At 62.8% G+C, this 24710-nt stretch carries 25 protein-coding genes; 9 read left to right on the plus strand and 16 right to left on the minus strand.

What is annotated here, in order from left to right; all coding sequences use genetic code 11:
• Positions 1 to 49: 49 nt before the first annotated feature.
• The 3 genes from QWJ46_RS03175 to QWJ46_RS03185 all read right to left on the minus strand — a co-directional run bounded on the left by QWJ46_RS03175 (position 50) and on the right by QWJ46_RS03185 (position 2779).
• A complete protein-coding gene (locus QWJ46_RS03175; protein WP_302748965.1) occupies positions 50 to 955 on the minus strand; it encodes a glutamine amidotransferase family protein in 906 nt (301 codons plus the stop codon).
• An 89-nt stretch (positions 956 to 1044) separates the two neighbouring features.
• Positions 1045 to 1728: a helix-turn-helix domain-containing protein gene (locus QWJ46_RS03180; protein WP_302748966.1), complete on the minus strand. Its 684-nt coding sequence runs from the start codon at positions 1726 to 1728 to the stop codon at positions 1045 to 1047.
• 79 nt (positions 1729 to 1807) lie between these two features.
• Positions 1808 to 2779 carry a GlxA family transcriptional regulator gene (locus QWJ46_RS03185; protein WP_302748967.1) on the minus strand — a complete coding sequence of 324 codons (972 nt, stop codon included), beginning with the start codon at positions 2777 to 2779 and terminating at the stop codon, positions 1808 to 1810.
• Positions 2780 to 2866: 87 nt separating this feature from the next.
• Here QWJ46_RS03185 and QWJ46_RS03190 point away from each other — a divergent pair, with 87 nt between their 5' ends.
• The 4 genes from QWJ46_RS03190 to QWJ46_RS03205 are packed head-to-tail and all read left to right on the plus strand — an operon-like array spanning position 2867 to position 7898.
• Positions 2867 to 4117 carry a sarcosine oxidase subunit beta family protein gene (locus tag QWJ46_RS03190; RefSeq protein WP_302748968.1) on the plus strand — a complete coding sequence of 417 codons (1251 nt, stop codon included), beginning with the start codon at positions 2867 to 2869 and terminating at the stop codon, positions 4115 to 4117.
• Between the two features lie 13 nt (positions 4118 to 4130).
• The gene (locus QWJ46_RS03195) at positions 4131 to 4412 is read left to right on the plus strand and encodes a sarcosine oxidase subunit delta (protein ID WP_302748969.1); all 282 of its coding nucleotides are present in this window, start codon (positions 4131 to 4133) and stop codon (positions 4410 to 4412) included.
• Positions 4409 to 7360, plus strand: a complete 2952-nt coding sequence (locus tag QWJ46_RS03200) for a sarcosine oxidase subunit alpha family protein (RefSeq protein WP_302748970.1) — start codon at positions 4409 to 4411, stop codon at positions 7358 to 7360. Before QWJ46_RS03195 ends, QWJ46_RS03200 begins: the two co-directional genes overlap by 4 nt.
• Positions 7353 to 7898 carry a sarcosine oxidase subunit gamma gene (locus tag QWJ46_RS03205; protein ID WP_302748972.1) on the plus strand — a complete coding sequence of 182 codons (546 nt, stop codon included), beginning with the start codon at positions 7353 to 7355 and terminating at the stop codon, positions 7896 to 7898. The genes QWJ46_RS03200 and QWJ46_RS03205 overlap by 8 nt, the downstream gene beginning before the upstream one ends.
• A gap of 156 nt (positions 7899 to 8054) precedes the next feature.
• Here the strand turns inward: QWJ46_RS03205 and QWJ46_RS03210 are convergent, their stop codons facing one another.
• Both QWJ46_RS03210 and QWJ46_RS03215 read right to left on the minus strand, forming a co-directional pair.
• A complete protein-coding gene (locus QWJ46_RS03210) occupies positions 8055 to 8918 on the minus strand; it encodes a class I SAM-dependent methyltransferase (protein ID WP_184458554.1) in 864 nt (287 codons plus the stop codon).
• A gap of 36 nt (positions 8919 to 8954) precedes the next feature.
• The gene (locus QWJ46_RS03215) at positions 8955 to 9602 is read right to left on the minus strand and encodes a TetR/AcrR family transcriptional regulator (RefSeq protein ID WP_184458553.1); all 648 of its coding nucleotides are present in this window, start codon (positions 9600 to 9602) and stop codon (positions 8955 to 8957) included.
• A 121-nt stretch (positions 9603 to 9723) separates the two neighbouring features.
• Here QWJ46_RS03215 and QWJ46_RS03220 point away from each other — a divergent pair, with 121 nt between their 5' ends.
• Positions 9724 to 10617, plus strand: a complete 894-nt coding sequence (locus QWJ46_RS03220; protein ID WP_302748973.1) for an NAD(P)/FAD-dependent oxidoreductase — start codon at positions 9724 to 9726, stop codon at positions 10615 to 10617.
• A gap of 60 nt (positions 10618 to 10677) precedes the next feature.
• Here QWJ46_RS03220 and QWJ46_RS03225 read toward each other — a convergent pair whose 3' ends face one another.
• The gene (locus QWJ46_RS03225) at positions 10678 to 11955 is read right to left on the minus strand and encodes an L-fuconate dehydratase (protein WP_302748974.1); all 1278 of its coding nucleotides are present in this window, start codon (positions 11953 to 11955) and stop codon (positions 10678 to 10680) included.
• A 78-nt stretch (positions 11956 to 12033) separates the two neighbouring features.
• Positions 12034 to 12768 (minus strand): SDR family oxidoreductase, encoded by a 735-nt coding sequence (locus tag QWJ46_RS03230; protein ID WP_184458550.1) that lies wholly within the window; start codon positions 12766 to 12768, stop codon positions 12034 to 12036.
• A gap of 300 nt (positions 12769 to 13068) precedes the next feature.
• Here QWJ46_RS03230 and QWJ46_RS03235 point away from each other — a divergent pair, with 300 nt between their 5' ends.
• From QWJ46_RS03235 to QWJ46_RS03245, 3 genes are all read left to right on the plus strand, one after another.
• On the plus strand, positions 13069 to 13854 hold the full coding sequence (locus QWJ46_RS03235) for an IclR family transcriptional regulator (RefSeq protein WP_302748975.1): 786 nt from the start codon (positions 13069 to 13071) through the stop codon (positions 13852 to 13854).
• Positions 13855 to 13941: 87 nt separating this feature from the next.
• A complete protein-coding gene (locus tag QWJ46_RS03240; RefSeq protein ID WP_302748976.1) occupies positions 13942 to 14778 on the plus strand; it encodes an amidohydrolase in 837 nt (278 codons plus the stop codon).
• 262 nt (positions 14779 to 15040) lie between these two features.
• Entirely contained in the window at positions 15041 to 15445 is a 405-nt protein-coding gene (locus tag QWJ46_RS03245) for a helix-turn-helix domain-containing protein (protein WP_184458547.1), read from the plus strand.
• Between the two features lie 41 nt (positions 15446 to 15486).
• Here the strand turns inward: QWJ46_RS03245 and QWJ46_RS03250 are convergent, their stop codons facing one another.
• The 5 genes from QWJ46_RS03250 to QWJ46_RS03270 all read right to left on the minus strand — a co-directional run bounded on the left by QWJ46_RS03250 (position 15487) and on the right by QWJ46_RS03270 (position 20038).
• Positions 15487 to 15753 carry a hypothetical protein gene (locus QWJ46_RS03250; protein WP_004668299.1) on the minus strand — a complete coding sequence of 89 codons (267 nt, stop codon included), beginning with the start codon at positions 15751 to 15753 and terminating at the stop codon, positions 15487 to 15489.
• 65 nt (positions 15754 to 15818) lie between these two features.
• A complete protein-coding gene (locus QWJ46_RS03255; RefSeq protein ID WP_302748985.1) occupies positions 15819 to 16562 on the minus strand; it encodes a TfuA-like protein in 744 nt (247 codons plus the stop codon).
• A complete protein-coding gene (locus QWJ46_RS03260) occupies positions 16559 to 17821 on the minus strand; it encodes a YcaO-like family protein (RefSeq protein ID WP_302748986.1) in 1263 nt (420 codons plus the stop codon). The genes QWJ46_RS03255 and QWJ46_RS03260 overlap by 4 nt, the downstream gene beginning before the upstream one ends.
• Positions 17822 to 17835: 14 nt before the next feature.
• Complete coding sequence (locus tag QWJ46_RS03265; RefSeq protein WP_176536271.1) at positions 17836 to 17979, minus strand: hypothetical protein; 144 nt, start codon at positions 17977 to 17979, stop codon at positions 17836 to 17838.
• A 103-nt stretch (positions 17980 to 18082) separates the two neighbouring features.
• Positions 18083 to 20038 carry a BTAD domain-containing putative transcriptional regulator gene (locus QWJ46_RS03270; protein WP_302748989.1) on the minus strand — a complete coding sequence of 652 codons (1956 nt, stop codon included), beginning with the start codon at positions 20036 to 20038 and terminating at the stop codon, positions 18083 to 18085.
• A gap of 140 nt (positions 20039 to 20178) precedes the next feature.
• On the opposite strand from QWJ46_RS03270, the gene QWJ46_RS03275 reads away from it, so the two are divergent.
• Positions 20179 to 20313 (plus strand): hypothetical protein, encoded by a 135-nt coding sequence (locus QWJ46_RS03275; protein WP_302748990.1) that lies wholly within the window; start codon positions 20179 to 20181, stop codon positions 20311 to 20313.
• Here QWJ46_RS03275 and nadC read toward each other — a convergent pair.
• The 4 genes from nadC to QWJ46_RS03295 form a co-directional block, all read right to left on the minus strand.
• Positions 20310 to 21176, minus strand: a complete 867-nt coding sequence (nadC, locus tag QWJ46_RS03280) for a carboxylating nicotinate-nucleotide diphosphorylase (RefSeq protein ID WP_302748991.1) — start codon at positions 21174 to 21176, stop codon at positions 20310 to 20312. The genes QWJ46_RS03275 and nadC overlap by 4 nt on opposite strands.
• Position 21177: 1 nt before the next feature.
• A complete protein-coding gene (locus tag QWJ46_RS03285) occupies positions 21178 to 22722 on the minus strand; it encodes an L-aspartate oxidase (protein WP_302748992.1) in 1545 nt (514 codons plus the stop codon).
• Positions 22719 to 23690, minus strand: coding sequence for a quinolinate synthase NadA (gene nadA, locus QWJ46_RS03290; RefSeq protein WP_302748993.1), 972 nt, complete (start codon positions 23688 to 23690; stop codon positions 22719 to 22721). The genes QWJ46_RS03285 and nadA overlap by 4 nt, the downstream gene beginning before the upstream one ends.
• 69 nt (positions 23691 to 23759) lie before the next feature.
• Positions 23760 to 24698: a hypothetical protein gene (locus QWJ46_RS03295; protein ID WP_302748995.1), complete on the minus strand. Its 939-nt coding sequence runs from the start codon at positions 24696 to 24698 to the stop codon at positions 23760 to 23762.
• Between the last annotated feature and the right edge of the window lie 12 nt (positions 24699 to 24710).

Raw genomic sequence — 24710 nt, forward strand, 5'->3', positions numbered from 1 at the left:
CATTGGTCCGGGAGACGGTCTGCGCCGCCTCTTGGCTTTCAGGCGCGCCTCAGGCGGCCTTGTCGTGATCCCAGAAGTAGACAGTTGCCGGCTCCGGCTCCCAGACGCGGGCATTCTCGATGCCGGGAAGATTGACCAGCGCGCGGTATTCCGAACCGAAGGCGACATATTGCTCCGTCTCGGCCATGACGGCGGGCTTGCAGGCGATCGGGTCGCGCACGACGCCGAAGCCGGATTTGGTGCCGACGACAAAGGTGAAGAAGCCGTCGAGGTCGTCGAGCGCGCCCGTCAGAGCCTGGCCGAGATCTTTGCCCTTGGCCATTTCGGCTGTCAGATAGGCGGCGGCGACTTCGGAATCGTTCTGCGTCTCGAAGGTCATGCCTTCGCGAACCAGTTCGCGGCGCAGGTTGTTGTGGTTGGACAGCGAGCCATTGTGCACGAGGCACTGGTCGGCGCCGGTCGAGAATGGATGGGCGCCGAGGGTGGTGACGGCGGATTCCGTCGCCATGCGGGTATGGCCGATGCCGTGGGTTCCGCTCATCGCGCGGACGCCGAACCGCGCCACGACGTCTTTTGGGAGACCGATTTCCTTGTAGATTTCGACGCTTTCACCCGAGCCCATAAGGCGGACTGCCGGGCGAATGCGTTCGAGCGCCTCGCGCACTGCTCCAAGCTTGGAGGCATCAAGCTCAATGACCGCGTGCGTGCTCTTGATCCACACATGGGCTTTGATGCCGGCTTCCTCGAGGTCAGCGGCCAGGCCTTCGAAGTCAACGCCTGGGTTGGCAGACTGGATGGTGATTTTCGCTTTGCCCTCTGCGGAGCCGCCATAGATCGCGATACCGGCCGAGTCCGGCCCGCGATCCGTCATGGTGATCAGCATATCCGAAAGCAGGTTTCCGAGCTGAGGCTCAAGGCTCTTGTCCTTGAGGAACAATCCAACAATGCCGCACATCGCCTGTGCCTCCTTTCATGTTGAGAAAGGACTAGCAGGTCTATGGATGGACTTCAACTGGCAGGAATAAACTTTTCTTCTAAGGCAAATCAGCTTCGCGAGTTCTGCTGGGGATAGCTGATAATCGAGAGGTACCTGCTCGGCAGTTTTACCAGTTGCTCCGGCCCATGCGGCGCATCGGCGTCGAAGAACAGGCTGTCTCCCGGCTGCATCTGGAAAAGCTGGTCTCCGTGGCGGTAGATGACCTCGCCTTCGAGCATGTAGAGAAACTCCATGCCCTCATGCTGGAAGGTCGGGAAAACATCGGAATCGGCCGTCAGCGTGATGAGATAAGGCTCGACGATGACGCCGCTGGTGTTGTTGTCGATATGGCCGAGCAGATTATATTGATGGCCGGCGCGGGTGCCGCGCCGTTCCAGCTCGACGCCCTGCCCCGCCTTGACGAAGACGGCGTTGCGCGGCTCCTCGTAGCGGCGAAAAAAGGCCGTCAGCGGCACGCCGAGCGCCCTCGACAATGACTGCAGCGTCGTCAGCGACGGCGAGATGTTGCCGTTCTCGATCTTCGACAGCATTCCGAGTGAAATGCCGGTCGCAGCCGCGAGATCGGTGACGGTGATGCCGAGTTTCTTGCGGTAGGCCCGCACCTCATGGCCGATCGCCATTTCGAGGTTGTTTTCCTTCGGTTCTCGAACGGCATGCGGGTCCTGGGAAAAGGGGGTGCGTCCGCCCTGCGCCGGTTCCGGTTGCTTTTCCGCTTCATGTTTGGATTTCATGGATTTTTCCGCTGCCGCCTTCTTTTGTCTGAAGGCAACCCTATCGTGGTAGTGAAATTTCCTCAACCTTGAAGAAAACTCAATCGCGCCGCGCCTCACTCGGAGCCGTACCGTAGACGGATCGAAACATGCGGGAAAAATGGCTCGAACTGGAAAAACCGGTGGCGACCGCGATTTCAGAGATGGAAAGCGGGCTCTGCTTCAGCAGGCGTTGGGCATGCTGAAGCCTAATCCTGTGATACTGATCGAGAAAGGTCGTGCCGAGATGGGTTGAAAAGAGCCGGTCGAGGTGACGGGGAGTGACACCGGCGATGAGCGCCATGGCTGCGCGGTCGAGCGGCATCTCGATCGTCTCTTCCATCCGCTCGAGAACATTGAGCAGGCCGGGGTGGTGGACGCCGTAGCGCTCGGCGAGTGAGGCGCGCTGGGGAGCGGCGGGTTCGTTGACCTCCGTGTGAAGATACCAGTCGCTGACCCGGCGGGCGAAATCTGGCCCCATCCGCTCGGCGATCAGCACATGCATCATATCGAGCGGCGCAATGCCGCCGCCGCAAGTGATGCGGTTGCCGTCGATCACGAACCGCGCCTGGCGCGGCGTGAGATCCGGAAAGGCTTCGAGAAGGGCTGCCGCATGCTCCCAATGGACGGTGAAGTCGCGGCCGGCAAGCAGACCGGCGGCGGCCATCAGATAGGGACCGCCCGAGATGCCGCCGATCCTCACACCTTCGCGCGACAGCTGCCGCAAACAGGCAAACACGCCCGGATACCGCCAGTCGCGCGGCGAACCGCCGGCGCAGACGAAAGCCGTTCCAAGCCCCGAGCCTCTGACGGGCAGAGGTTCGGCGGGTACGCTTACGCCGGAGGAGGAGAGCGCCGATGCGCCATCCGGCGAGAATATCCGTAGCCGATAGATCTCGCGCCCCGCCAGAAGGTTTGCCGCCCTGAGCGGCTCGGTCGCCGAAGCGTAAGACATCAGCGCGAATCCCGGAATCAGGATGAAGCCGATCTCCTGGACACTTCTGCTATCGGGCCTAGTTTCCACTAAGGGCATGTCTCTTTTCTAATCATTGAAGTCCCAATTGCGCAAGTCAATCACATCCCTTCTGTCATCATGCAGTCGTTCTTTTCGGGTTGACCCATGCGCTATTCCGCTCTTTCGATTTTCCTCAACGGCCTTCGCGGCAACAAGGGCTGGGCGCCCGCTTGGCGCGACCCCGCGCCGAAGCCGCATTACGACGTCGTCATCGTCGGCGGCGGCGGTCACGGTCTTGCCACCGCCTATTATCTTGCCAAGGAATTCGGCGTCACCAATGTCGCCGTGCTCGAAAAGGGCTATCTCGGCTCCGGCAATATCGGCAGGAACACGACGATCATAAGGTCCAACTACCTGCTGCCGGGCAACAATCCCTTCTACGAACTGTCGATGAAGCTCTGGGAAGGCTTGGAGCAGGACTTCAACTTCAACGCCATGGTCTCGCAGCGCGGCGTGCTCAACCTTTTTCATTCCGACGCGCAGCGTGACGCCTATACGCGCCGCGGCAACGCCATGCGGCTGCACGGCGTCGATGCCGAGCTGCTCGACCGGCAGGCGGTGCGCAAGAAGCTGCCCTTCCTCGATTTCGACAATGCCCGTTTCCCGGTCATGGGTGGTTTATACCAGCCGCGTGGCGGCACGGTGCGTCACGACGCGGTCGCCTGGGGCTATGCCCGCGGCACAGACGGCCGCGGCGTCGACATCATCACCCAGTGCGAAGTCACGGGCATCCGCACCGAAAACGGGAAGGTGACCGGTGTCGAGACCAGCAGGGGCTTCATCGGCTGCGGCAAGCTGGCGCTGGCGGCGGCCGGCAATTCCACCGTCGTCGCCGATATGGCCGGCCTTCGCCTGCCGATCGAAAGCCATGTGCTGCAGGCCTTCGTTTCCGAAGGGCTGAAGCCTTTCATCGACAATGTCGTCACCTTCGGCGCCGGGCATTTCTACGTCTCCCAGTCCGACAAGGGCGGCCTCGTCTTCGGCGGCGATATCGACGGCTATAATTCCTATGCGCAGCGCGGCAATTTGGCATCGGTCGAACATGTCGCCGAGGCCGGAGTTGCGATGATCCCCTCCCTGTCCCGCGTGCGCTACCTGCGCTCCTGGGGCGGGGTGATGGATATGAGCATGGACGGCTCGCCGATCATCGACCGCACCCATATCGACAATCTCTATCTCAACGCCGGCTGGTGTTACGGCGGCTTCAAGGCCACGCCCGCCTCCGGCTTCTGTTACGCCCATCTGATCGCCCGCAACACGCCGCACCAGACGGCACGTGCCTTCCGGCTCGACCGTTTCGCGCGCGGCTATCAGATCGACGAAAAGGGCGTCGGCGCCCAGCCCAACCTGCACTGAGGACATTTAGACAATGGCAAGCCTGATTTCATGTCCCCATTGCGGCGTCCGCCCCAAGGAGGAATTCTCGATCCGCGGCGATGCGAAGCTTGTCCGGCCGGCGCCGGATGCCGGCGCGGATGCCTGGTACGACTATGTCTATCTGCGCGACAATCCGAAGGGCCGCCACAGCGAATATTGGCACCATTCCTCCGGATGCCGCCGCTGGCTGATCGTCGAGCGTGACACCGTCACCCATGCGGTCCACGGCGTCAGGGATGCCGCCCTTGCCAAGCTCGGCGGAGAACCGGCATGACGAGCTTCCGTCTTTCCTCCGGCGGTCGCATCGACCGCGACAAGACACTCGGCTTCACCTTTGACGGCAAGGCGCTGCAAGGCCATCCGGGCGACACGCTCGCCTCGGCGCTGCTTGCCAACGGTATCCAGCTCGTCGGACGCAGCTTCAAATATCACCGCCCGCGCGGCATTCTGACGGCGGGGGCCGCCGAACCGAACGCGCTGGTGACGACAGGCAGCGGCGGGCGCACCGAACCGAACACGCGCGCGACAATGATCGAGCTTTACCAGGGGCTGACGGCCAAGAGCCAGAACCGCTGGCCGTCGCTCGGTTTCGATGTCGGTGCGGTCAACGGCCTGCTCTCGCCTTTCCTCAGCGCCGGCTTTTACTACAAGACCTTCATGTGGCCGGCGGCCCTCTGGGAAAAGCTCTACGAGCCGGTGATCCGCAAGGCGGCGGGCCTTGGCCGCGCCTCCTACGAAGCCGATCCCGATGCCTATGAGAAATGCTGGGCGCATTGCGATCTGCTAGTGATCGGTGCCGGCCCTGCCGGTCTTGCCGCGGCGCTGACGGCGGGGCGCGCCGGCGCGCGCGTCATCCTCACCGACGAAGGCCCGGAATTCGGCGGCAGTCTGCTTTCCCGCGGCGCTGTCGACGGCAAGCCGGCGGACGCTGTTCTCGGCGAGCTGCTGGCCGAACTCGAAGGGCTGGCGAATGTGCGCCGCCTGCCGCGCATGACCGTGTTCGGCTGGTACGACGACAATGTTTTCGGCGCCGTCGAACGCGTGCAGAAGCATGTGGCGCTGCCCGATCCGGAGCGCCCGATCGAACGATTGTGGCGTATCGTCGCCCGCCAGGCGATCCTGGCGACAGGGGCCGAGGAGCGGCCGCTCGTTTTCGGCGGCAACGATATTCCCGGCGTGATGATGGCAGGCGCCATGCGCAGCTATCTCAATCGGCAGGCGGTCGCGCCAGGCCAAGGCACGGTGATCTTCACCACCAACGATACCGGATATGACACCGCTGCCGACCTCGAAGCCGCCGGCCTTCGAGTTGCGGCGATCGTCGACAGCCGCGCCGATGGCGGCAAGAGCTGGCGGGGCCGTGCCGAGGTGCTGAAGGGCGCCCGGGTGGTCGACGCGTTCGGCGGCAAGCGCCTGCGCGGCGTCAAGGTCGAGACCGAAGACGGTTTTCGCCGGATCGAGGCGGATGCGCTTGCCATGTCGGGGGGCTGGAGCCCAATCATCCATCTTGCCTGCCATCGCGGCGGCAAACCGCAATGGTCGAACGAGGCTGCGGCGTTTCTGGCGCCGGCTGCGCAGGATGGTCTTGCCGTTGCCGGCGCGGCTGCCGGCCTTGCGCAGACTGCAGCCTGCCTCGGCGATGGCGCGGCAAAGGCTGCCGCCGCATTGAAGGCAATCGGCATCGCCGCGGAACCGGCCTTTGCCTCCGCCACCGAGACGGCTCAACGCACGAAGCCGCTCTGGTCGGTCAAAGGCTCGAAGGGCAAGGCTTTCGTCGATTACCAGAACGACGTGCATCTCAAAGATCTGGGTCTTGCCGTTCGCGAAGGTTACGGCCATGTCGAGCTTGCCAAGCGTTACACCACAAGCGGCATGGCGACCGACCAGGGCAAGCTTTCCAACATCAACGCCATCGGCATCCTTGCCGAGGCGCGCGGCGTGTCGCCCGCCGAAGTGGGAACGACGACCTTCCGGCCCTTCTATACGCCGGTTTCCTTCGGCGCTTTGACCGGGGCATCGCGCAGCAAGGATTTCCAGCCGGCGCGCAAATCGCCGCTGCACGGCTGGGCGAAGAAGAACGGCGCCGTCTTCGTCGAAACCGGCCTCTGGTATCGCTCCGCCTGGTTCCCGCGCGCCGACGAAATGACGTGGCGCGAAAGCGTCGACCGCGAAGTGCTGAACATCCGGAAAAATGCCGGTCTCTGCGACGTCTCGACGCTCGGCAAGATCGAAATCTTCGGCCGCGACGCCGCGGCCTTCCTCGACCGGGTCTATTGCAACGGCTTTGCCAAGCTTGCCGTCGGCAAGGCGCGCTACGGCATCATGCTGCGCGAGGACGGTTTCATCTATGACGACGGCACCACCAGCCGCTTCAGCGAAGACCATTTCTTCATGACGACGACGACGGCGCTTGCCGCCGGCGTGCTCACCCATCTCGAATTCTGCGCCCAGACGCTCTGGCCGGAGCTCGACGTCTGCTTCGCCTCGTCGACCGATCAATGGGCGCAGATGGCCGTTGCCGGGCCGAAGTCGCGCGCCATCCTCTCGGAAATCGTCGATGAGGATCTTTCCGATGCCGCCTTCCCCTTCATGAGCGCCCGCAAGGTGTCGCTATTCGCAGGCCGCCTCGAAGGCCGGCTCTTCCGGATCTCCTTCTCGGGCGAACTCGCCTACGAACTGGCGGTGCCGGCGGGCTACGGCGAAAGCGTTGCCGATGCCATCATGACGGCAGGTGAGAAGCACGGCATCTCAGCCTATGGTGTCGAAGCGCTCGGCGTCATGCGCATCGAAAAGGGCCATGTCACCCATGCCGAGATCAACGGCACGGTTACCCCAAGCGATCTCGGCTTCGGCCGCATGGTTTCATCAACCAAGCCGGATTTCATCGGCAAGGCGATGCTCACCCGCGAAGGCCTGCAGGATCCCGAGCGTCCGCGCCTCGTCGGCGTCAAGCCACTCAATCCGGCAAGCGCCTTCCGCACCGGCTCGCATATCCTTGCCGAAGGCGCTGCGGCGACGTTGGAAAACGACCAGGGCTACGTCACCTCGAGCGCCTTCTCGCCGAGCCTCGGCCATACGATCGGCCTGGCGCTAGTCCGGCGCGGACCGGAGCGCATCGGCGAAAAGGTGACGGTCTGGAACGGCCTGCGCAATGAATTCACCGATGCGGTGCTCTGCCATCCCGTCTTCATCGATCCCGAAAACGAGAAGCTCCATGCCTGATCTTCCCCAGCACAAACCGGTTCTTGCCGGGACGGCATATAGTGGCATTTCTGGAGCAGGCATCCGGCTGGAGGCCCTGCCGGAAGGCCATCTCCTGCACGTGCTCGGCAAAATGGAGCCGGCGGAACTTGCCGCGGAATTGGCCAAAGCCGGCTTTACCAACAGTTCGATCCGCAAGGCCGGCTTCCGCCAATGGTTCGTCGCCGGAAACGAGCCGCTTTCCCCCGCCAGCCTCGCCGCCCTTGCGGCAGCACTCGCGGGAAAAGCCTTCGTCATGGACCAGAGCCACGGGCGCGTGCGCATCGGCATCTCAGGCCGCTCCTCTCGGCTCCTGCTCTCAAAAGGCACCGCCATCGATCTCGATCCCGCCGTCTTCCCGGAAGGCAGTTCGGCGATGACGATGGTCGGCCATATCTCCGTGCAGATCGCCCGCACCGGCGACCACAGCTTCGAACTCACGGTCCTGCGCAGTTTTGCCGAAAGTCTGTGGGACGAGCTTAAGCACATGGCGACAAGCGCCGAAAAGGATAGCGCATAAAGGCTATCGTTGTCGTCAACCGCTAATGTTTGTCCATGGATTGAAAGAGTTGATCGGCTGTTGCTGCTCTTTTTCTCCAGTCGCGACATCGCAAACAGGGCTCTGCCCGCAACACTTGCCGTGGAATGTGAGGGCCATAACGCCGGTCAATCCCTGTCAGCTTGCCGGATTGCGCGCCGTGACGATCCATGTCGCGCCGTTGATCATCACCGACCGCTCACCGGGGCAGCCCGCGAAGGCGGCACGAACCGCGACCGAGGCGCGGTCGCGTATGTCGTCGGGCTGATCAGCGAGCACGCGCGACAGCGGGCCGACCTCGAGCGTCATCTCCACCGCGTCGTCGATCGCCGCGTCCCGCGTCGGACCCTTGCCAAACACAACGGACGCATCGAAGGGCGCGATAGCGGTATCGGTGAAGCCGGCCGCCGTCAGGATGCGCGCCACCCGTTCCGGGTCGCCGAAGGAGAACGGGCCGGGCGCTTCGGGACCGGGCGGCGCGGCCTGTGGGACGATGCCCTTGATTGCGCTCATCGGCAGGCGCATCCAATCGTTCTCGGCCACGCCGCGCCAGCAGACGAAAGCGACTCGTCCGCCCGGCCGGAGCGCGCGGCGCATGTGCGCGAACGCTCCTGTCGGATCATCGAAGAACATCACCCCGAAACGCGAGAACAGGATGTCGAACGCGCCCTCGGGCAGTTCGGCCCTGCTGGCGTCGGCTACTCGGAACACGACCGACATATCCTGTGGCGCAAGGGCGCGCGCTCTGCCAATCATCGGCTCGGATATGTCCACGCCTACCACTTGGCCCTGCCTGCCGACGAGGGTGGCCAGTGCCAGACTCGACTCGCCTGCGCCGCAGCCGACGTCCAGCACGCGCTCGCCCGTCGCGGGCGCGGCGGCTTTGATCGCGGCCTGGCCGAACACCGCCAGCATGGCGCCGAGTCGAGCCTGGTGGGCGACCCAGCGCTCCCCGCTTTGGCCATTCCAGTCGGCTTCCTGATAAACATCTTTCTCTGTCATGCCATGATCCTTGTTGTGATCCGTTCTTTAACCTGACTATCCCCCCGCTTGGTCGTTGCGACCATGCGCGGCGATGAACATGGCGACAGCTGACCGGCAATAGGCTTCAATTTCGTTGTCGTCCTCTGCTCTCGCCTCATCGAAGCGTGCGATAATCAGGAGATCGGACCCTTTGAAAAGCGCGGCAAACAAGCGGGCGGATAGGAGAGGATCGGGCACGTTCAGAACCGCCTTCGCGTGCAACCGATACAACAGGGCCTCGATTTGGGCGATGACATGGGCGGGGCCGGCGTCGTAATGGAGCTTGCTTAACGACTTTTGATTCGTCTTGTCGGCCATGACCATGGCTTCGACACTGCGGACGTCCGGGCTCAACAGCGTGCGAAGGAGGGATGATCCCACCGCCATGAGTTGATCTTCGGCCGAACCGTCGACACCTTCAAAAAGGGCTTGTGGTGCAAACTGATGGCAGCGGGCGGCGACGGCCGCGCTGAACAGCGCCTCCTTGTTCTCGAAGTGCCGATAGATGCTGAGCTTGGAAATCTTCGCTCGCTGGGTGACCTTGTCCAATGTCGTCGCTTGAAAACCCAATTCCACAAAGAGTTCGTATGCTGCGTCGACTATCGTTTGGCCTAGCGCCTCGTTGGCTGGCCGGCCGCGCCGGCCTCGACTATTTTCGGTCACGGCAATTATGATCCTTGACAGTATCTTTATTAAAGCATTACGATACCATGCAGTATCAAAAATATGCAAGTCAAGAGTGGATTTTATCCTGTCCTCCATCCGCAACACGGAGCCCATTACCATGGATGACGTCATCATCATCGGCGGCAGCTTTGCCGGTCTCGCCGCCGCTTTGCAGCTCGGCCGTGCCCGCCGCAAGGTCTCCGTTCTCGATACCGGCCTGCCGCGCAATCGCTTCGCCGGCCACTCGCATGGTCTGCTCGGCCACGATCACAAGCCGCCGCTGGACATCCTGGCCGAGGCGCGGCAGCAGCTGGCGCGTTATCCCACGATCAAGCTGGTCAGTGGCCGGGCCGAAAGTGTCTCCGGCGCAATCGACAACTTCTCAGTCCTCACTAGCGATGGCGAAGGCCTCAAGGCGCGCCGCGTGATCCTGAGCTATGGCATCGCGGACCAGATGCCTGATGTTCCGGGCTTTGCCGAAAGCTGGGGCACCTCCATCGTGCCCTGCCCCTATTGCGACGGCTTTGAAGTCGCCGGCCAGCATTGGGGCCTCGTCTGGTCCGGCCGGCAGTCGCACAACCAGGCCAGGCTTTTCCACGATTGGACCGACAGGTTGACGCTGTTCGCCGATGGTCACGACATTCCGCCCGATATCCGGGCCGATCTGGCAAGTCGCAACATACCTGTTGTCGAGGGCCGGGTCACCGGGATCGCCCATCACGGTGGCCATGGCGCCACCGTCAAACTCGATACCGGCCCCGATGTTGCGGTCGACATCCTGTTCGCCCATCCGCGCAACAAGCCGTCCGCCAGCCTGCATGAATCACTGGGGCTCGCCACAGTCGATACGCCCAGCGGCATCGCCCTCAAGGTCGATGAGCGCCGCGAGACCAGCATGCCCGGCATCTACGCCGCCGGCGACCTCGCCAATCCCGGAATGCCCTCGGTCACCACGGCATCATGGCAAGGCGCGATGGCGGGTATCTTCGCCCAGCAGTCGATGCTGGTTTGAGAGCCGCGAATTCCTTCTCCGGGTTCTGGCGGGGACGAGCGCGCCGCTGGCACTGGTTCCTCAGCCCCGGAACGTATAGTTGCTGATCGAAGCCGGCTTCATCTCGATGGAAAATCCCGGCAGCGTCGGCGGCATATAGGCGGCGTTCTCGATCCGGCAGGGATCGAGGAAATGTTCGTGCAGGTGATCGACATATTCGATGACGCGGCCTTCCTTGGTGCCCGACACCGCTACATAATCGATCATCGACAGATGCTGCACATATTCGCAGAGGCCGACGCCGCCGGCATGCGGCCAGACCGGCAGGCCGAACTTGGCGGCGATCAGCAGGACAGAGAGGACCTCGTTCAGCCCTCCCATACGGCAGGAATCAATCTGGACGATGTCGATCGCGCCTTCGGCGATGAATTGCTTGAACATAATGCGGTTCTGGCACATCTCGCCGGTCGCGACCTTCACCGGCCCGATTGCCTGGCGGATCTTGCGGTGGCCGGCGACATCGTCGGGGCTTGTGGGTTCTTCGATGAAGAAGGGCTTGGCGAAAGCAAGCGCCTTGACCCAGTCGATCGCCTGACCCACGTCCCAGACCTGGTTGGCGTCGATCATCAGGTAACGATCGGGACCGATCACTTCGCGGGCTATCCTCAGACGGCGGATATCGTCGTCGAGATCGCGGCCGACCTTCATCTTGATATGGTTGAAGCCGGCATCGATCGCTTCCTGGCAGAGCCGGCGCAATTTCTCGTCCTCATAACCCAGCCAGCCGGCCGAAGTCGTATAGCAGGCGTAGCCCTCCTTTTCGAGAATGGCGATCCGTTCCGCCTTGCCGGCTTCCGCCTTCTTGAGGACAGCGACCGCTTCATCGCGCGTCAGCACGTCGGTGAGGTAGCGGTAGTCGACGATATCGGCGATCTCTTCCGGCGACATGTCGGCGACGAGCCGCCAGACCGGCTTGCCGGCCTGTTTGGCGAGCAGATCCCAGACGGCGTTGACGACCGCGCCGGTCGCCAGGTGAATGGCGCCCTTTTCCGGGCCGATCCAGCGTAACTGGCTGTCGCTGGTCAGATGCCGCCAGAATTTGCCGGAATGGGCAAGAACCTCGCCGAGATCGGCCCCGACGACGAGGTGGCGCATCGCTTCGATCGCCATGCAGCAGATGTCGTTGCCGCGGCCAATGGTGAAGGTCAGGCCATGGCCGGCAAGGCCCGGGACATCCGTATCGAGAACGACATAAGCGGCCGAATAGTCGGGATCGGGATTCATCGCGTCGGATCCGTCCAGGCTTTGCGAGGTGGGAAAGCGGAGATCGAAGACGCGAAGGTCGGTGATGCGGGTCATGTTGTTCCTCCCGATTTATAGGGCCAATTGCGATAGCCGGTTCGGCCGGCGGTCTGCCGGCGGCGTCACGAGCCGACGTCAGATCGTCCAGCCGCCGTCGATGGCGATCGCCTGGCCCGAAGTGTAGGTAGCGCCGGCGAGATAGACGGCGAGATCGGCGATCTCTTCCGGCGTGCCGAGCCGGCCCATTGGCTGGCGGGCGATGAAGGCGGAGCGTGCCGCATCGTAATCGCCTTGGGCGCGCATGCGGTCCTGCAAGGATGGACTTTCCACTGTGCCGGGGCAGATGGCATTGCAGCGGATGCCTTGAGCAACATAATCGGCGGCGACCGATTTGGTAAGACCGATGACCGCCGCCTTGGTGACGCCATAGGCGAAGCGATTCGGCACGCCCTTGATGCTGGAGGCGACCGAGGCCATGTTGATGATCGACCCGTCCTTGCGTTCGAGCATGCCGGGCAGCACCGCCCGGATGGTGCGGATCATCGCTTTGACGTTGAGGTCGAAAGCGAATTCGAGGTCGGAATCCGGCATTTCCAGGATTGAGCCAGCATGGACGAAGCCGGCGCAGTTGAACAGAACGTCTACAGTGCCAATTTCGGCGACGAGCGCCGTGACTGCATCCCCATCGAGCACGTTGAGCTTATGGGTGGAGACGCCGGTTTCCGCGGCAAGGGTCGCCAGCGCATCGGTGTTGATGTCGGTGGCATGGACCTTGGCGCCGGCCGCTGCAAAGGCTGCCGCCGTCGCCCGGCCAATGCCCTGGCCGGCCGCGGTGATGAGAACGGTCTTGCCGGAAAGTCTGTTTGTCATGTCACGGGCCTCTTCTGGATTGTCTACATGAGACGATGCATGCGGTTATCTTGCCGAAGGCCGAGCGGTGATGGAATAGGGCGTCCATCAGAGCCTGCCATTTTCTCTCGTTGCGCGTTTCGTCCGGTCTGGAGCAAGGCACGAAGCCTCGCCTCTCGTCGTTTCTGCTGATCGGCTGTCTTCAATTATGATTTGTCTGTTTATAGACAAACAGACGATTGGCCAAGGGTCAAGCGTGAAGTTTTCCTTTGCCGGCGGTGGTTCTGCGTATATGCAGAATAATATTCACAGGAGGAAGGAATGGAGACCGACGAGTCAGACCGCTATCGCGCTCCTGCGCTCGACAAGGGCCTCGATATCCTGGAGCTGCTCGCCGGCGTCGACAGCGGCCTTACCCAGGCTGAGATCGCCAAGCGGCTGGACCGCAGTCCCAATGAATTCTATCGCATGCTCGACCGGCTGGTGCGTCGCGGTTACGTCACCCGGCTGGATGGCGATCGCTATTCGCTGACGCTGAAGCTCTTCGGCCTTGCGCAATTGCATGCGCCTGTGCGCCGGCTTGCCTCCTACGCCACGCCGCTGATGCGCGATCTCGCCCAGCGCACCCGCCAGGCCAATCATCTCGCCGTCTTCGACCGCGGCGCCGCCGTTGTCATCGCCCAGCAGGAGGCGCCGGACTATTGGGGCTTCTCGATCCGCATCGGCGCCCATATCAGCCTGTTTGACACCGGCTCGGGGCATGTGCTGCTCGCCTTCCGCAGCGACGAGGAGCGGGAGATGATGATATCGGAACATGCTCGCAACCGCGCCGATATCGACCTCGGCGCTGAATTCTACGATCGTCTCGACCAGATCCACGAGCGCGGCTACGAGATGATGGCGAGCGCCCAGACATCGGGCGTGTACAATCTGTCGGCGCCGGTTCTCGGGCCGGATCGGCGTTGCATCGCCGCCCTCACCTGCCCCTTCATCGCCCTTGTCAACGCGCCGTCCGCCCCCGACATCACCCAAACGATCACGCTGGTGCAGAAGACCGCCGCTCAGCTTTCGCTGCTGGCCGGAGCGGATGTCGTCAATTCCGGCTGAACAGGTGGGAGGAGCTTGGGAATTTCTATTTGAATAATCCATTCATGAGAAATAGGGTGCGGCAAAGCCATCCTGGAGGAGGAAAACGTGCTCATCGACACCCACCTGCACATCATCGACCGGTCGGCGCTTTCTTATCCCTGGCTCTCTGGCGTGCCGGCTCTCGATCGTGACTTTCTCTATGAGACCTATGCGGCCGAGGCGCGGCGCTGCGGCATTACGACGGCGCTGCATATGGAGGTGGATGTCGATCCGGCCGTCATGCAGGCCGAGACCGATCACATTGCCTCTCTCGCCAAAAGGCAAGGCAACCTGATTGCCGGGGCGATTGTCTCCTGCCGTCCCGAGGAGGAAGGCTTTGCCGCCTATCTCGAGCGGCAGAAGGCCGATCCCTTCGTCAAGGGATTCCGCCGCGTGCTGCATGTCGTGCCCGACACCGTCTCGGAAGGCGTCCTGTTTCGAGACAACATCCGGCGCATCGGTGGCAGCGGCCTGACCTTCGACCTCTGCACATTGCCGCATCAGGCCGGTCGCGTCACCGCTCTCGTCGATCTCGCGCCCGACGTTCAGTTCGTCCTCGATCATTGCGGCGTGCCCGATATCGGCTCCGATGCCTTCGAGCCATGGAAGGCCGGCATTTCGGAGATCGCCCGCCGGCCGAACGTGATCTGCAAGATATCAGGCGTCGTCGCCTATGCGGATGCGCAGACATGGACAGCACAGACGCTGACGCCCTATATCGAACATGTCATCGCAAGTTTCGGCTGGGATCGTGTCGTCTGGGGCAGCGACTGGCCGGTCTGCACGCTCGGCGGCGGCCTTTCCACCTGGGTTGCAGCGACCCACGCCGTCATCTCCGGCAGCAGCGAGGCGGAGCGGTCCAAGCTGCTCTTCGCCAATGCCCAGCGCCTCTGGTCCTTGTAACTTTTTGTTTACGCCGTCCCGATCCTTTGGCTGAAAGGTCCGCAGCAAACTACCGTGCCCGCACCCTGAAATCGGATGATGTACCCCCCAAAAGTGCTACTTTGGCATGTTTTTTGCTGCTGCTAATATGAAGCGATGCAATGTTTCGGTTTGGGACGACTTATAGCCAAACAATTGCTAGCTTTGTGTGTCTCAGTTACAAGTTGTCAGACACGGATATGGCGAATAACCTCATGTCCGTGTCCTCAGGAGGGAAAAACAAATGAAAGAAGAACCGCACGCAGTGGACGTTCATGTCGGAAAGACGATCCGCATACAGCGTCTGCTGCGCAAAGTTTCGCAGACGGAATTGGGCGATCGTGTCGGCGTAACGTTTCAGCAGATCCAGAAATACGAAAAAGGCTCCAACCGCGTTTCCGCCAGCATGCTGGTTGAAATCGCCGGCGCGCTGAATGTCGACGTTAGGACGTTCTTTGACGACCTGTCCACGCCTGAGACGGCTAACGACAACCCCGCTCCCAGCGAGGAATTTGTCATCTCGCGCGAGGGTGTCCTTTTGAATGCAGCGTTCTTCTCGATCAAAAACGAAGCTCTTCGCAAGAAGATCCTGAAGCTTGTTCAGGCAATCGCTCACACCGAACAGGCCGACGGTGAAGCGGCCGAATAGGCCGGATCTCCTTCACGTTGTCCTAACGGACGGCATGAAGGTCAATGGCGATCGATCAGGATCAGATTCTCGCTAGCGTCCTTCATTGCGATCTTGGCCTTGCTGCCGAGCAGTTTCTCGAGGTTGACGTCAAGCTCCCTGTCCGGATCTATGCCGTCCCAATCGATTACGACCTGCAGCAGTGCCATGTTCGTCAGGTGCATCAGGTTACGCAGCTGAAGCTTTTCAGCCTCCTCCTTGGCTGCCGACAGCAGCCGGAAGATCCTTGCGTATTCACTGCCTGTACCTTCGTTATGTTGTTCAAACATTGTTCCCGCCCCTTTGGCCGTGAAGCCTCAGATTCCATCAGTACTGCATCATTTCGCCGAGACCGTTATTCTAACGTTACAGCAGTCACATTGCGTGTGACTTCGGCGTGCAAAAGCTCCCAATGCGAGGTTGCGGCAAAGCGCCAGTCACGGTTGACGGGCGCGAATTCGTCGCGGTGCAGCCACTCCAGCACCAGCCGCGCATCGTCGCGCTTGCGCTCAACCCGTTTCTTGCGGAGAGCGGCGAGGAGGTGGTCGCGGCGCGGCTTGCGGAAATGGCACTCGTCGATCACGCGCGCATAGGTACGCTCGGAGAAATGCAGGAAGCGGCCGGAGAGCAGCAGTTTCTTGCGCTCACCCGTCGAAATCTCGCCGCAGGCATAAAGCGCATCGATCGTCGGCTCGAAATCGACCCAGGGGACGGAAAGCGGCAGCCAGCCAAGCGCCTGCGGCGCATGTACCAGCGCAACGGCCTCGTCATCGAGCAGCCGTCCGGACTGGTAATCTTCGAAGATCGAGCCGAGGCCGACCATGCCGAACGGAGCGCATTCCGCAGCTCGCAATGCGCCCATGCTGGCGCCGCCGGCTACGGCGACATCATGTTCGAGCGCGTAGAGAATTTCCTTGTGCCAGACCGAAGGCAGCTCGCCGAAATAGCCGTCGACGAGGCCGATCGCGGTGGCGCCATCCTCGACCGCCTTCAGGATGTCGCCGCGGGCGGCGGGCGGGCGGAAATCGATGCAGGGAGACATGTTTCTCGCTGCGGCAAGACCGCCACCAAGGCTCGGACCGACGAACAGAACCTTCATGATTGGGCTCCTCTCATGGTGTTGACGGCGCGCAGGCCGAGCTGGACGTACTGACCTGATATATCGACCTCCAGGCCCGGCACGATCACCCTGACGACCGAGACCGGCAAAGCCGGATGGGCAAAGGGCACGGCGACGATCTGCTCGATCCCGCTCGCCACCAGCCGGTCGGCTATGTGGCGGATGGTCTCCTGGATCGTCGCGGCACGGCGATGGCGGCTCTGAAAGGCGCGCATCCGGCCGTCGCTCTCGCAGAGTTCGACCAGCTGCTGCATCGCCGCACTCCGGTCGAGCCGCTGATAGATGCGCGGTGAGAAATCGTCGCGGCTGCCGGCGATCGCGGTCAACCGGCTCTGGGCCGCTTCGGTGATGGCGCGCAGCGCGGCGCGCACGGGATCTGGATGGCAGCCGCAGCCGCCGCAGACATGCGACCAGCGCGCGTCGACGCGGTCGGAAAGATTGCCCGGCATGATGACGGCCAGAAAAGCCGGAACGCCGATATCCGTGGTCATGTCGAGCAGCAGCAGCCGCATGCCGGCGCGCGTGATCCGGTCGGTCATGACGTCGATGACCGGATCGCCGAAGGAGGCGGGGTCGATGCGGCTCTCCTTGAGGCGCTGCGGCGATTTCAGCTGGGTCAGAGCCCAGGCGTCGCGCTCCACCAGCTCGCAAAGTCCGTGCAGGACCGCTTCGGCCGGCGTATTGCCGGAGGCAAGCCCATCGCTCGACTGCTCAAAGCCCGGCGGCCGCTCGCCGCGATGGTCGAGGCCGACAAGCCACCACGGGACGAAGACGCTGCTGCCGGACAGGATGTCGAGTCCGGAGCACCAGGGGATGGGGTCACCGCCGATTTCATCGGGCGCACAGCGTGCTACATTATCGAGATCGATCATAGCGGCGCGTTCCGCCCGCATGCTCTCCACCGTCGCCTGCGTCAGGTCGGCAGGCGCATTTTCCGCGATCCGCGTCTCGATCGCCTCCATGGCGGCCGAGGCCATGGCGGCGTCATTGTCGATGCCTTTGCCCTGGAAAACCGAAAGCGTGTGGCTGTTCGGCCTCGTCGCGAAGGCGACGGGGATGTTCAGCACGTCGAGAGCGGTCAGCAGGCCGACGCGCGTGATGCCGAATTCGCGCAGATGCGGCCTGATGGCCGCAAGTGTCTGCGCCGGCGTGATTGCACGGTCGTGATAGTCGCTGACGCCTGCCGATGATCGTTTGAGATCATCGGCTAGTGTTTCAAGATCGGCGAAGGCGGACATACCGATCTCGCCCCTTAGCGGAACTTCAGCGCATGGGTCAGGTTTTCGAGAGCATTTGCCGTGACGTTGAGTTCGTCCTGCTTCATCGCAGCCTTGGCTGCGGCTGAGAAGCGTGGCTGGGAGGGCATTGCTGCATGGGTTTCAACAGTGGTTTTCATTGTCCATCTCCAATGGGATAGGCAGCCGGCTGCCGTTAACCATTGCAGAGGAACATTGTCTGCGTCATTTAACCGTTACAGGCTTCGTTAAAAGGCCATGCAATCAGGGAAGTCCGGCCAGTTGGAGGCCATGAATCAGCGTTTCCGTATAGCGGGGATCGCGGTCGGGAACGAAATGGCGGATGTCTTCGCTGCGGAAATCGGGGAAATTTTCTAGAACGACGTTAGCGTATTTGCCGGCCTTTTTCATATCGCCCGCCATGGCGTGGGCGGCTGCCAGCAGTCGAGCGGTCGCCTGTTTCGACTGCACCGGCTCAAGCGCCTCGATCGCCTGGTTGTATTCGCCGCGATCGAAGTGGATGCCGCCACGATTCCAGTAGTAATAATCCGGCGGCAGCGGATTGAGTTTGAAAGCCGCATTGTTCAGATCCAGCGCCTTGTCGAAATCGCCGTAGTGGCAGAGCGCGTCGGCGTAATCGGCGAGGATGTCGGCGTCGTTGGGATTGAGATCCTGGGCCTGCTGGAAATAGTCCAGGCTTTCGTCGAAACGGCGGCGGTACAGCGCCACGAAGCCGAGCTCGCGGTAGGCCCGGCCGCTGTTCGGGTCGGACTGCTGTGCCAGCCGGGCGGCGCCATTCGCCTCGTCGAGCAGGTCAGTGTCCTGCATGCCGCGGATCAGCCATTCCATGCCGAGCGCACGCGACACGCCGGCATGGGCGGCCGAGAAATTCTCGTAGCGATTGAGCGAGGATCTGAACCACTTGCGCGCCTGGCGCAGATGCTGGAGGTCTGTCTGGGCGATCAGCCGCTTGCCTTCAAGATAGAGACGGTAAGCGGATGGCGGCGCCTCGCCGATCGGCATCGCCAGCTCGTGGCGTTCGACCGTGTCGGCGAGCGAGGAGACGATGCGCCGTGTCAGATGCGCGAAGGATTCGCTGATCTTCTGCATGACCAGCGGCAGTTCCAGAGCCCAGATCACCTCCGACGTCGTCGTCCTCGTCAGACGGCAGGTTGCATAGACATCCTCGTCGCGGCCCTGGATGGTGACGTAGACCGCATAGTCGAAGCTGAGGTCGAGCGCACGGGGCACCGCGCGGGCCGGATCTACCGAACGGCTGAGAATTTCGAGGCTCGTATGGGCTGCGATCACCTTGAAGCCGCGCTGCTGACTGAGGCCGATGGTGACGTCTTCAAGAAGGGCCCTGCCGACGCGCTCCATTAGCGGGTCGGTGAAAATGCTTTCCGGCGGCAGGATGATAATCCGCGGCTGGCCGAGCAGATCGGCGAAGCCGCCGGGCGCTGCCGACGGACGCTCGGTCGCTGCGGCCTGAGCTGCTGGGATCAGGCCGAGTTCGCGGGCGAGCGCGGTGGTGCTTTCCTCCGGCTCGGTGTCGAACTCTTCCTTCAACTGGCTCTTGCACTTCAAATAGGACTGGCGGGCCGCGGCCGGATCGTTCATCCTGACATAAGTGCGCATCAGGGCCCGATAGGCCGTCTCGCTGGCGGGGTCGAGCTCCAGCAGGCGACGGGCAAAGACCACCTGCTCTTCATCCGATCTGTCTTCAGCGGTTTCCACCAGCCGCGTCAGATGGGCGGCGCGCAATTCATCGATGCGCTGGCGCTCGAAAGTCAGCCAGTCTTCGGCGCCCTGCGTAGGCGACTTGGCGCCTTCAAGCAATTCGCCATTCAGAATGTCGCCGTCTTCGGCCGCGAGCGGCCCCTTCTGCTTCAGTATATGGACGTCAACTTCCCAGCCGTCGGCAAGGCCGATATGGGTTCGGGTCGCTTTCAGCAGCGGCGGAAGGTCGGCGGGAATGCTTTGCTCGATGCGCGCCAGCAGCTGGCGCAGACTGCCTGCGCGTTTTTCCGGGGCTTCCGATTGCCAGAGCTGCCGCCTGACGGTTTCCCGGTCGAGTTCGAGATTGGCTTCGGCGGCGAGCATGGCGAAGAGAAAATAAGACTTCTCCGGCAAGGGGAGTTCCCTCCCCGCTGCCAGCAGTCGCGGTCTTCCGAGCAGGCAAAGCCTGTTCGTCGACATCTGTCCGGATGTCCGTTGCATCCCGCTTCTCACCCCTGAAGACCAGACGCGCATGTGCACCGGTCGCTCAGGAACATGTTAGAGCGATAATAGGCCCGCGCATAGCGCAAAAAGAAGTTTTTACACCGAATATTTGCATTTTCTCACATAAGCGGCCGGAAATGCTTGCCAACACTTTGCCCCCCGACGTGATTTGGATCCGTTATTCCAGCCGTTGCGGCCTCTACAGCCGCAACCAACAGCAAGCGATCCTGATCGATCACAGCATCGGCGTGATCGATTTGGCGCTGGTTTAAGCCGCGCCGGCGGGCTCGACGAAATCGAGGCCGATATCCAGCACTGGTGCGCTGTGCGTCAGCCAACCGACCGAAATAAGGTCGACGCCGGAAGCGGCGATTGCAGCGGCCGTTGCCGGCGTCACCCGGCCGGATGCCTCGGTGATTGCCCGCCCGGCAACGATGGCGACGGCCTCGCGCAGCTGGTCCGGCGTCATATTGTCGAGCAGAACGGCATCGACGCCGACCGCCATCGCTTCCTGCAGCTGATCGAGCCTGTCCACTTCGACCTCGATCTTCACCAGATGGCCGACCCCGGCCCGCGCCCGCCGGATCGCCTCGGCAACGCCGCCTGATATGGCCACGTGGTTGTCCTTGATCAGCACCGCGTCATAAAGCGCGAAACGGTGGTTCATGCCGCCGCCGGCCCGCACTGCATATTTTTCCAGCGCCCGCAGCCCTGGCGTCGTCTTGCGCGTGCAGGCGACCGAGGCCTTGGTGCCGCTGATGGCGGCGGCAATCCCGGCCGTGACGGTGGCGATGCCGGAGAGATGGCCGAGGAAATTCAGCGCGGTGCGCTCACCGGTCAAAAGTCCGCGCGAAGGACCCTCGATGGTAGCGATGACGTCACCTGATTTGACCGCATCGCCGTCCGCAATGTGGCGGCGCATGATGATTTCGGGGTCGACGAGCGTGAAGGCGAGGTCGGCCGTATCGAGGCCAGCGATCACGCCGGGCTGGCGGGCGGCCATCACCACCGTGGAGCGGTGATCTGAGGGAATGACCGATGCCGAGGTGATGTCGCCGGCATGGCCGAGATCTTCGAGCAGGGCTGCCCGCACCGGGGGTTCGATAATCAGCCGCGGAAGGGGGGCGAGGCTCATGTCAGGCGCTCCTGGCCAGCGAATAGGGTGGTGTGGCGCGGGCAATCTCCAGCGCTTGGGAATGCCGCATCCGGCGGCGCTGCGTATCGGCGAGCTTCAGGGGAAAATCGGTGCGGGCGTGGGCGCCGCGCGATTCCATCCGCAGGCTGGCAAAGACGGCGATCAGCAATGCGACAATGGCCGGATCGGCGGCAGGACCGTCGCCCTCGGCAAGTGGCAGCAATGCGGCGATTGTTCCGTGAAGGGCATCTGCATTGCGCAATACGCCGAGATGGCGCGAGACGATCGTGCGAATGGAGGATGCGTCGGTGGGCGCCGGCAGCTGTTCTGCGAAGATGGCGCCGGTGCCGCCCGCCGGCATAGCCGATATGTCGCGCGCCGCCCGCATGCCCATGACCGCCGCCTCGAGCAGCGAATTGCTGGCAAGCCGGTTGGCGCCGTGCAGACCGGTCGACGCGGCCTCGCCGGCGACCCAGAGGCCGGGAACCGAGCTGCGGCCATTGTCATCCGTCGCGACGCCGCCCATGTGGTAGTGAACGGCTGGGCGCACTGGCACAAGGTCTTTGGCCGGATCGATGCCGGCCTCGCCACAAAGGGCCGATATGACGGGGAAGCGTGCGGCAAAGCGGCTGCCGAGCGCCTTGCGGGCATCGAGGAAGACGCGGCCGCCGCGGGCGATCTCGGCACTGATGGCGCGCGCCACCACGTCGCGCGGCGCAAGTTCGGCGCCGGATATGCGGGCCATGAATCGTTCGCCGCGTTCGTTGACGAGCAAGGCCCCCTCGCCGCGCACCGCCTCGCTGACAAGCGCCAGGGGCCTGCGGCGTGAATCGAGCGCCGTCGGATGAAACTGCACGAATTCCATATCGGCAAGCTCGGCACCCGCCCTTGCCGCGAGCGCAATTCCTTGACCGAAATTGCCCATCGGATTGGTGGTCGCATCATAAAGCCCGCCGATCCCGCCGGTGGCGAGCACCAGCCTTGTCGTCGGAAGAACCGCGGCCCCGCCGCTTGCGGTCGCGCAGAGCAGCCCGGCGACGCGCTCGCCGTCCATCAAAATCCGTCGCGCCTCGAAGCCTTCGAGCACGGTAATGGCAGGTGTGCGCGCCACGGCACGCACCAGCGCTGCGATGATCGCCGCACCCGAGCCGTCGCCTTCGGCATGGACGATACGGCGGCGATTATGGGCGGCCTCCAATCCGAGCGAGAGTTTTCCGGCTTCATTACGGTCGAAGCGGACTCCGGCTTGTTCCAGTACTGCAATGGCCGTCGGCGCCTCCGCAATGATGCCGGCGGCGACGCTCCGGTCGCAGAGCCCGTCGCCGGCTGCAAGCGTATCGGCAAGATGCAGTGCAGCGCTGTCGTCGGCGCCGATGCTGGCGGCAATGCCGCCCTGCGCCCAGGCGCTCGATGTCTCGGCGCCGAGGGCGCCGCGGGTGACGACGATGGAGCGTTCCGGCGCCAGTGTCAGCGCCGTCATCAGCCCGGCGAGGCCGCTGCCGACGATGACGGTGCGGCCGGCCAACTGCTTGAGGATCTCGGTCATATCGTCAGCATCCTCTCGACGGCACGGCGGGCGGCGAAAGCGATGGCCGGATCGACCCTCACTTCATGGCGATTTTCCTCAAGTGCGGTGCGGATATTGGCAAGCGTGATCCGCTTCATATGCGGGCAGAGATTGCAGGGGCGGATGAACTCGACGTCGGGATGGTGGACTGCGACGTTGTCGCTCATCGAGCATTCGGTCAGCAGCACGACGCGCGCCGGCTTCTGTCTGCCGACATAATCCGACATCACAGCGGTGGAGCCGGCGAAATCGGCCTGCGCCACCACCTCCGGCGGACATTCCGGATGGGCGAGCACCGTCACGCCGGGATGGTTTTCACGCAGCTGGCGGACATCGTCAGCGGTGAAGAGTTCATGCACTTCGCAATGCCCATGCCAGGCGATGATTTCGACGTCGGTCTCACGGGCGACGTTGCGTGCGAGATATTCGTCGGGGACCATCAGAACCTTCGGCACGCCGAGCGACTCCACCACTTGTTTGGCATTGCCCGAAGTGCAGCAGATGTCGGAGGCGGCCTTCACCGCGGCCGAGGTATTGACGTAGGTGATGACGGGCACGCCGGGATGAGCCTGGCGCAGCAGCGCAATATCCTCCGGGGTGATCGAATCCGCCAGCGAGCAGCCGGCGCCGAGATCGGGGATCAGTACGGTTTTCCCAGGGTTCAGAAGCTTGGCGGTCTCGGCCATGAAATGCACGCCGGCCAGCACAATGACATCGGCATCGACCTCGACAGCCTTGCGGGCGAGCGCCAGGCTGTCGCCGACGATATCGGCCACACCGTGAAAAATCTCAGGCGTCTGATAGTTGTGAGCGAGAATGACGGCATTGCGGCGGCGCTTGAGCTCGAGAATGGCGTCCACGTCGTCCGCGAAAGACATCCATTCGGCTTTGGGGATGACGCGGCTGACGCGGTTGTAGAGCGAGGATGCGGAAACTGCGTGATTCATGACCGGCTCCTAATTATACTCGATTTGAGCATATCATAGGCAAAGACATATTCTCGCTATGAGCATATGTCAATTGCGGGAGAGCGGTAATTTCGTTCCTGCGAGCGCCCGTTCTTCGAGCACGGTGTGGCGGAAGCGGAAGAGCTTGGCCGGCCGGCCGCCGGTTTCGCTTTCGGTTCCGCCGGTTTCCTCGACCAGTTCCTGCTGTTCGATCAGGCGGCGGAAATTCTGCTTGTGCAGCGTCAGCCCCGCCAGAGCCTCGATCGTGCGCTGCAGCCGCAAAAGCGTAAAACTCTCCGGCATCAGTTCAAAGACGACCGGGCGGTATTTAATCTTGGCGCGCAGCCTGGCGATCCCGGTCGCCAGAATGCGGCGGTGATCGGCAAACATCGCCCGGCCGAGATTGGCCTCGACCCCGCAACCGGCTTCGGCCACGAGGCCGGCTTCATAAAGCAGTTCATAGCGTTGCAGGGCCAGATCCTCATTCCAGCCGCCGCCGTCGAGGCCGAAGGTGAAATCGGCGCGGCGATGGCGATGGTCGCGCCGGGCCGGATCGGCATCCGCCCAGCTTCTGAGGCGTGCCTCGATCTCGTCCAGCACGGCCGGCCTGCCCTGCCGATGGTCTTCCCAGGGAAAATAGTCGTACCAGCCGTGCCATCCCGGCCGGCCGGCGCCGGCCTGCTCGTTGACGAGGCCGAGATAGCTGATCGAGATCGTCCGCCCGCCAAGAATCTCGTTGTTCCGGTCTCGATCGGCGAAGGTATAGAGTTGTTCGAGATAGCCGACCGGGTGTTCCGTCTGCTCCTGCACCCACTCGCGCAAGCCCGATTGCAGGGTACGATGGCCCATTTCGAATGGGCCCGACGGTAGCGCGTTGCCGGAGCGGATGGTCATGACGCGCGGCTCATCCCCCGTCACCGCGACGAGCACTGCAATCAGTTCCGCATGCGCAAAGCCGATCGTCACAGGGGGGCGAATACTCCGTTCCGAATGAATCGAATGGATCATTCCTGCCACAGC

Source organism: Rhizobium sp. CBN3 (assembly GCF_030518245.1).
Lineage (GTDB): Bacteria > Pseudomonadota > Alphaproteobacteria > Rhizobiales > Rhizobiaceae > Rhizobium > Rhizobium aethiopicum_A.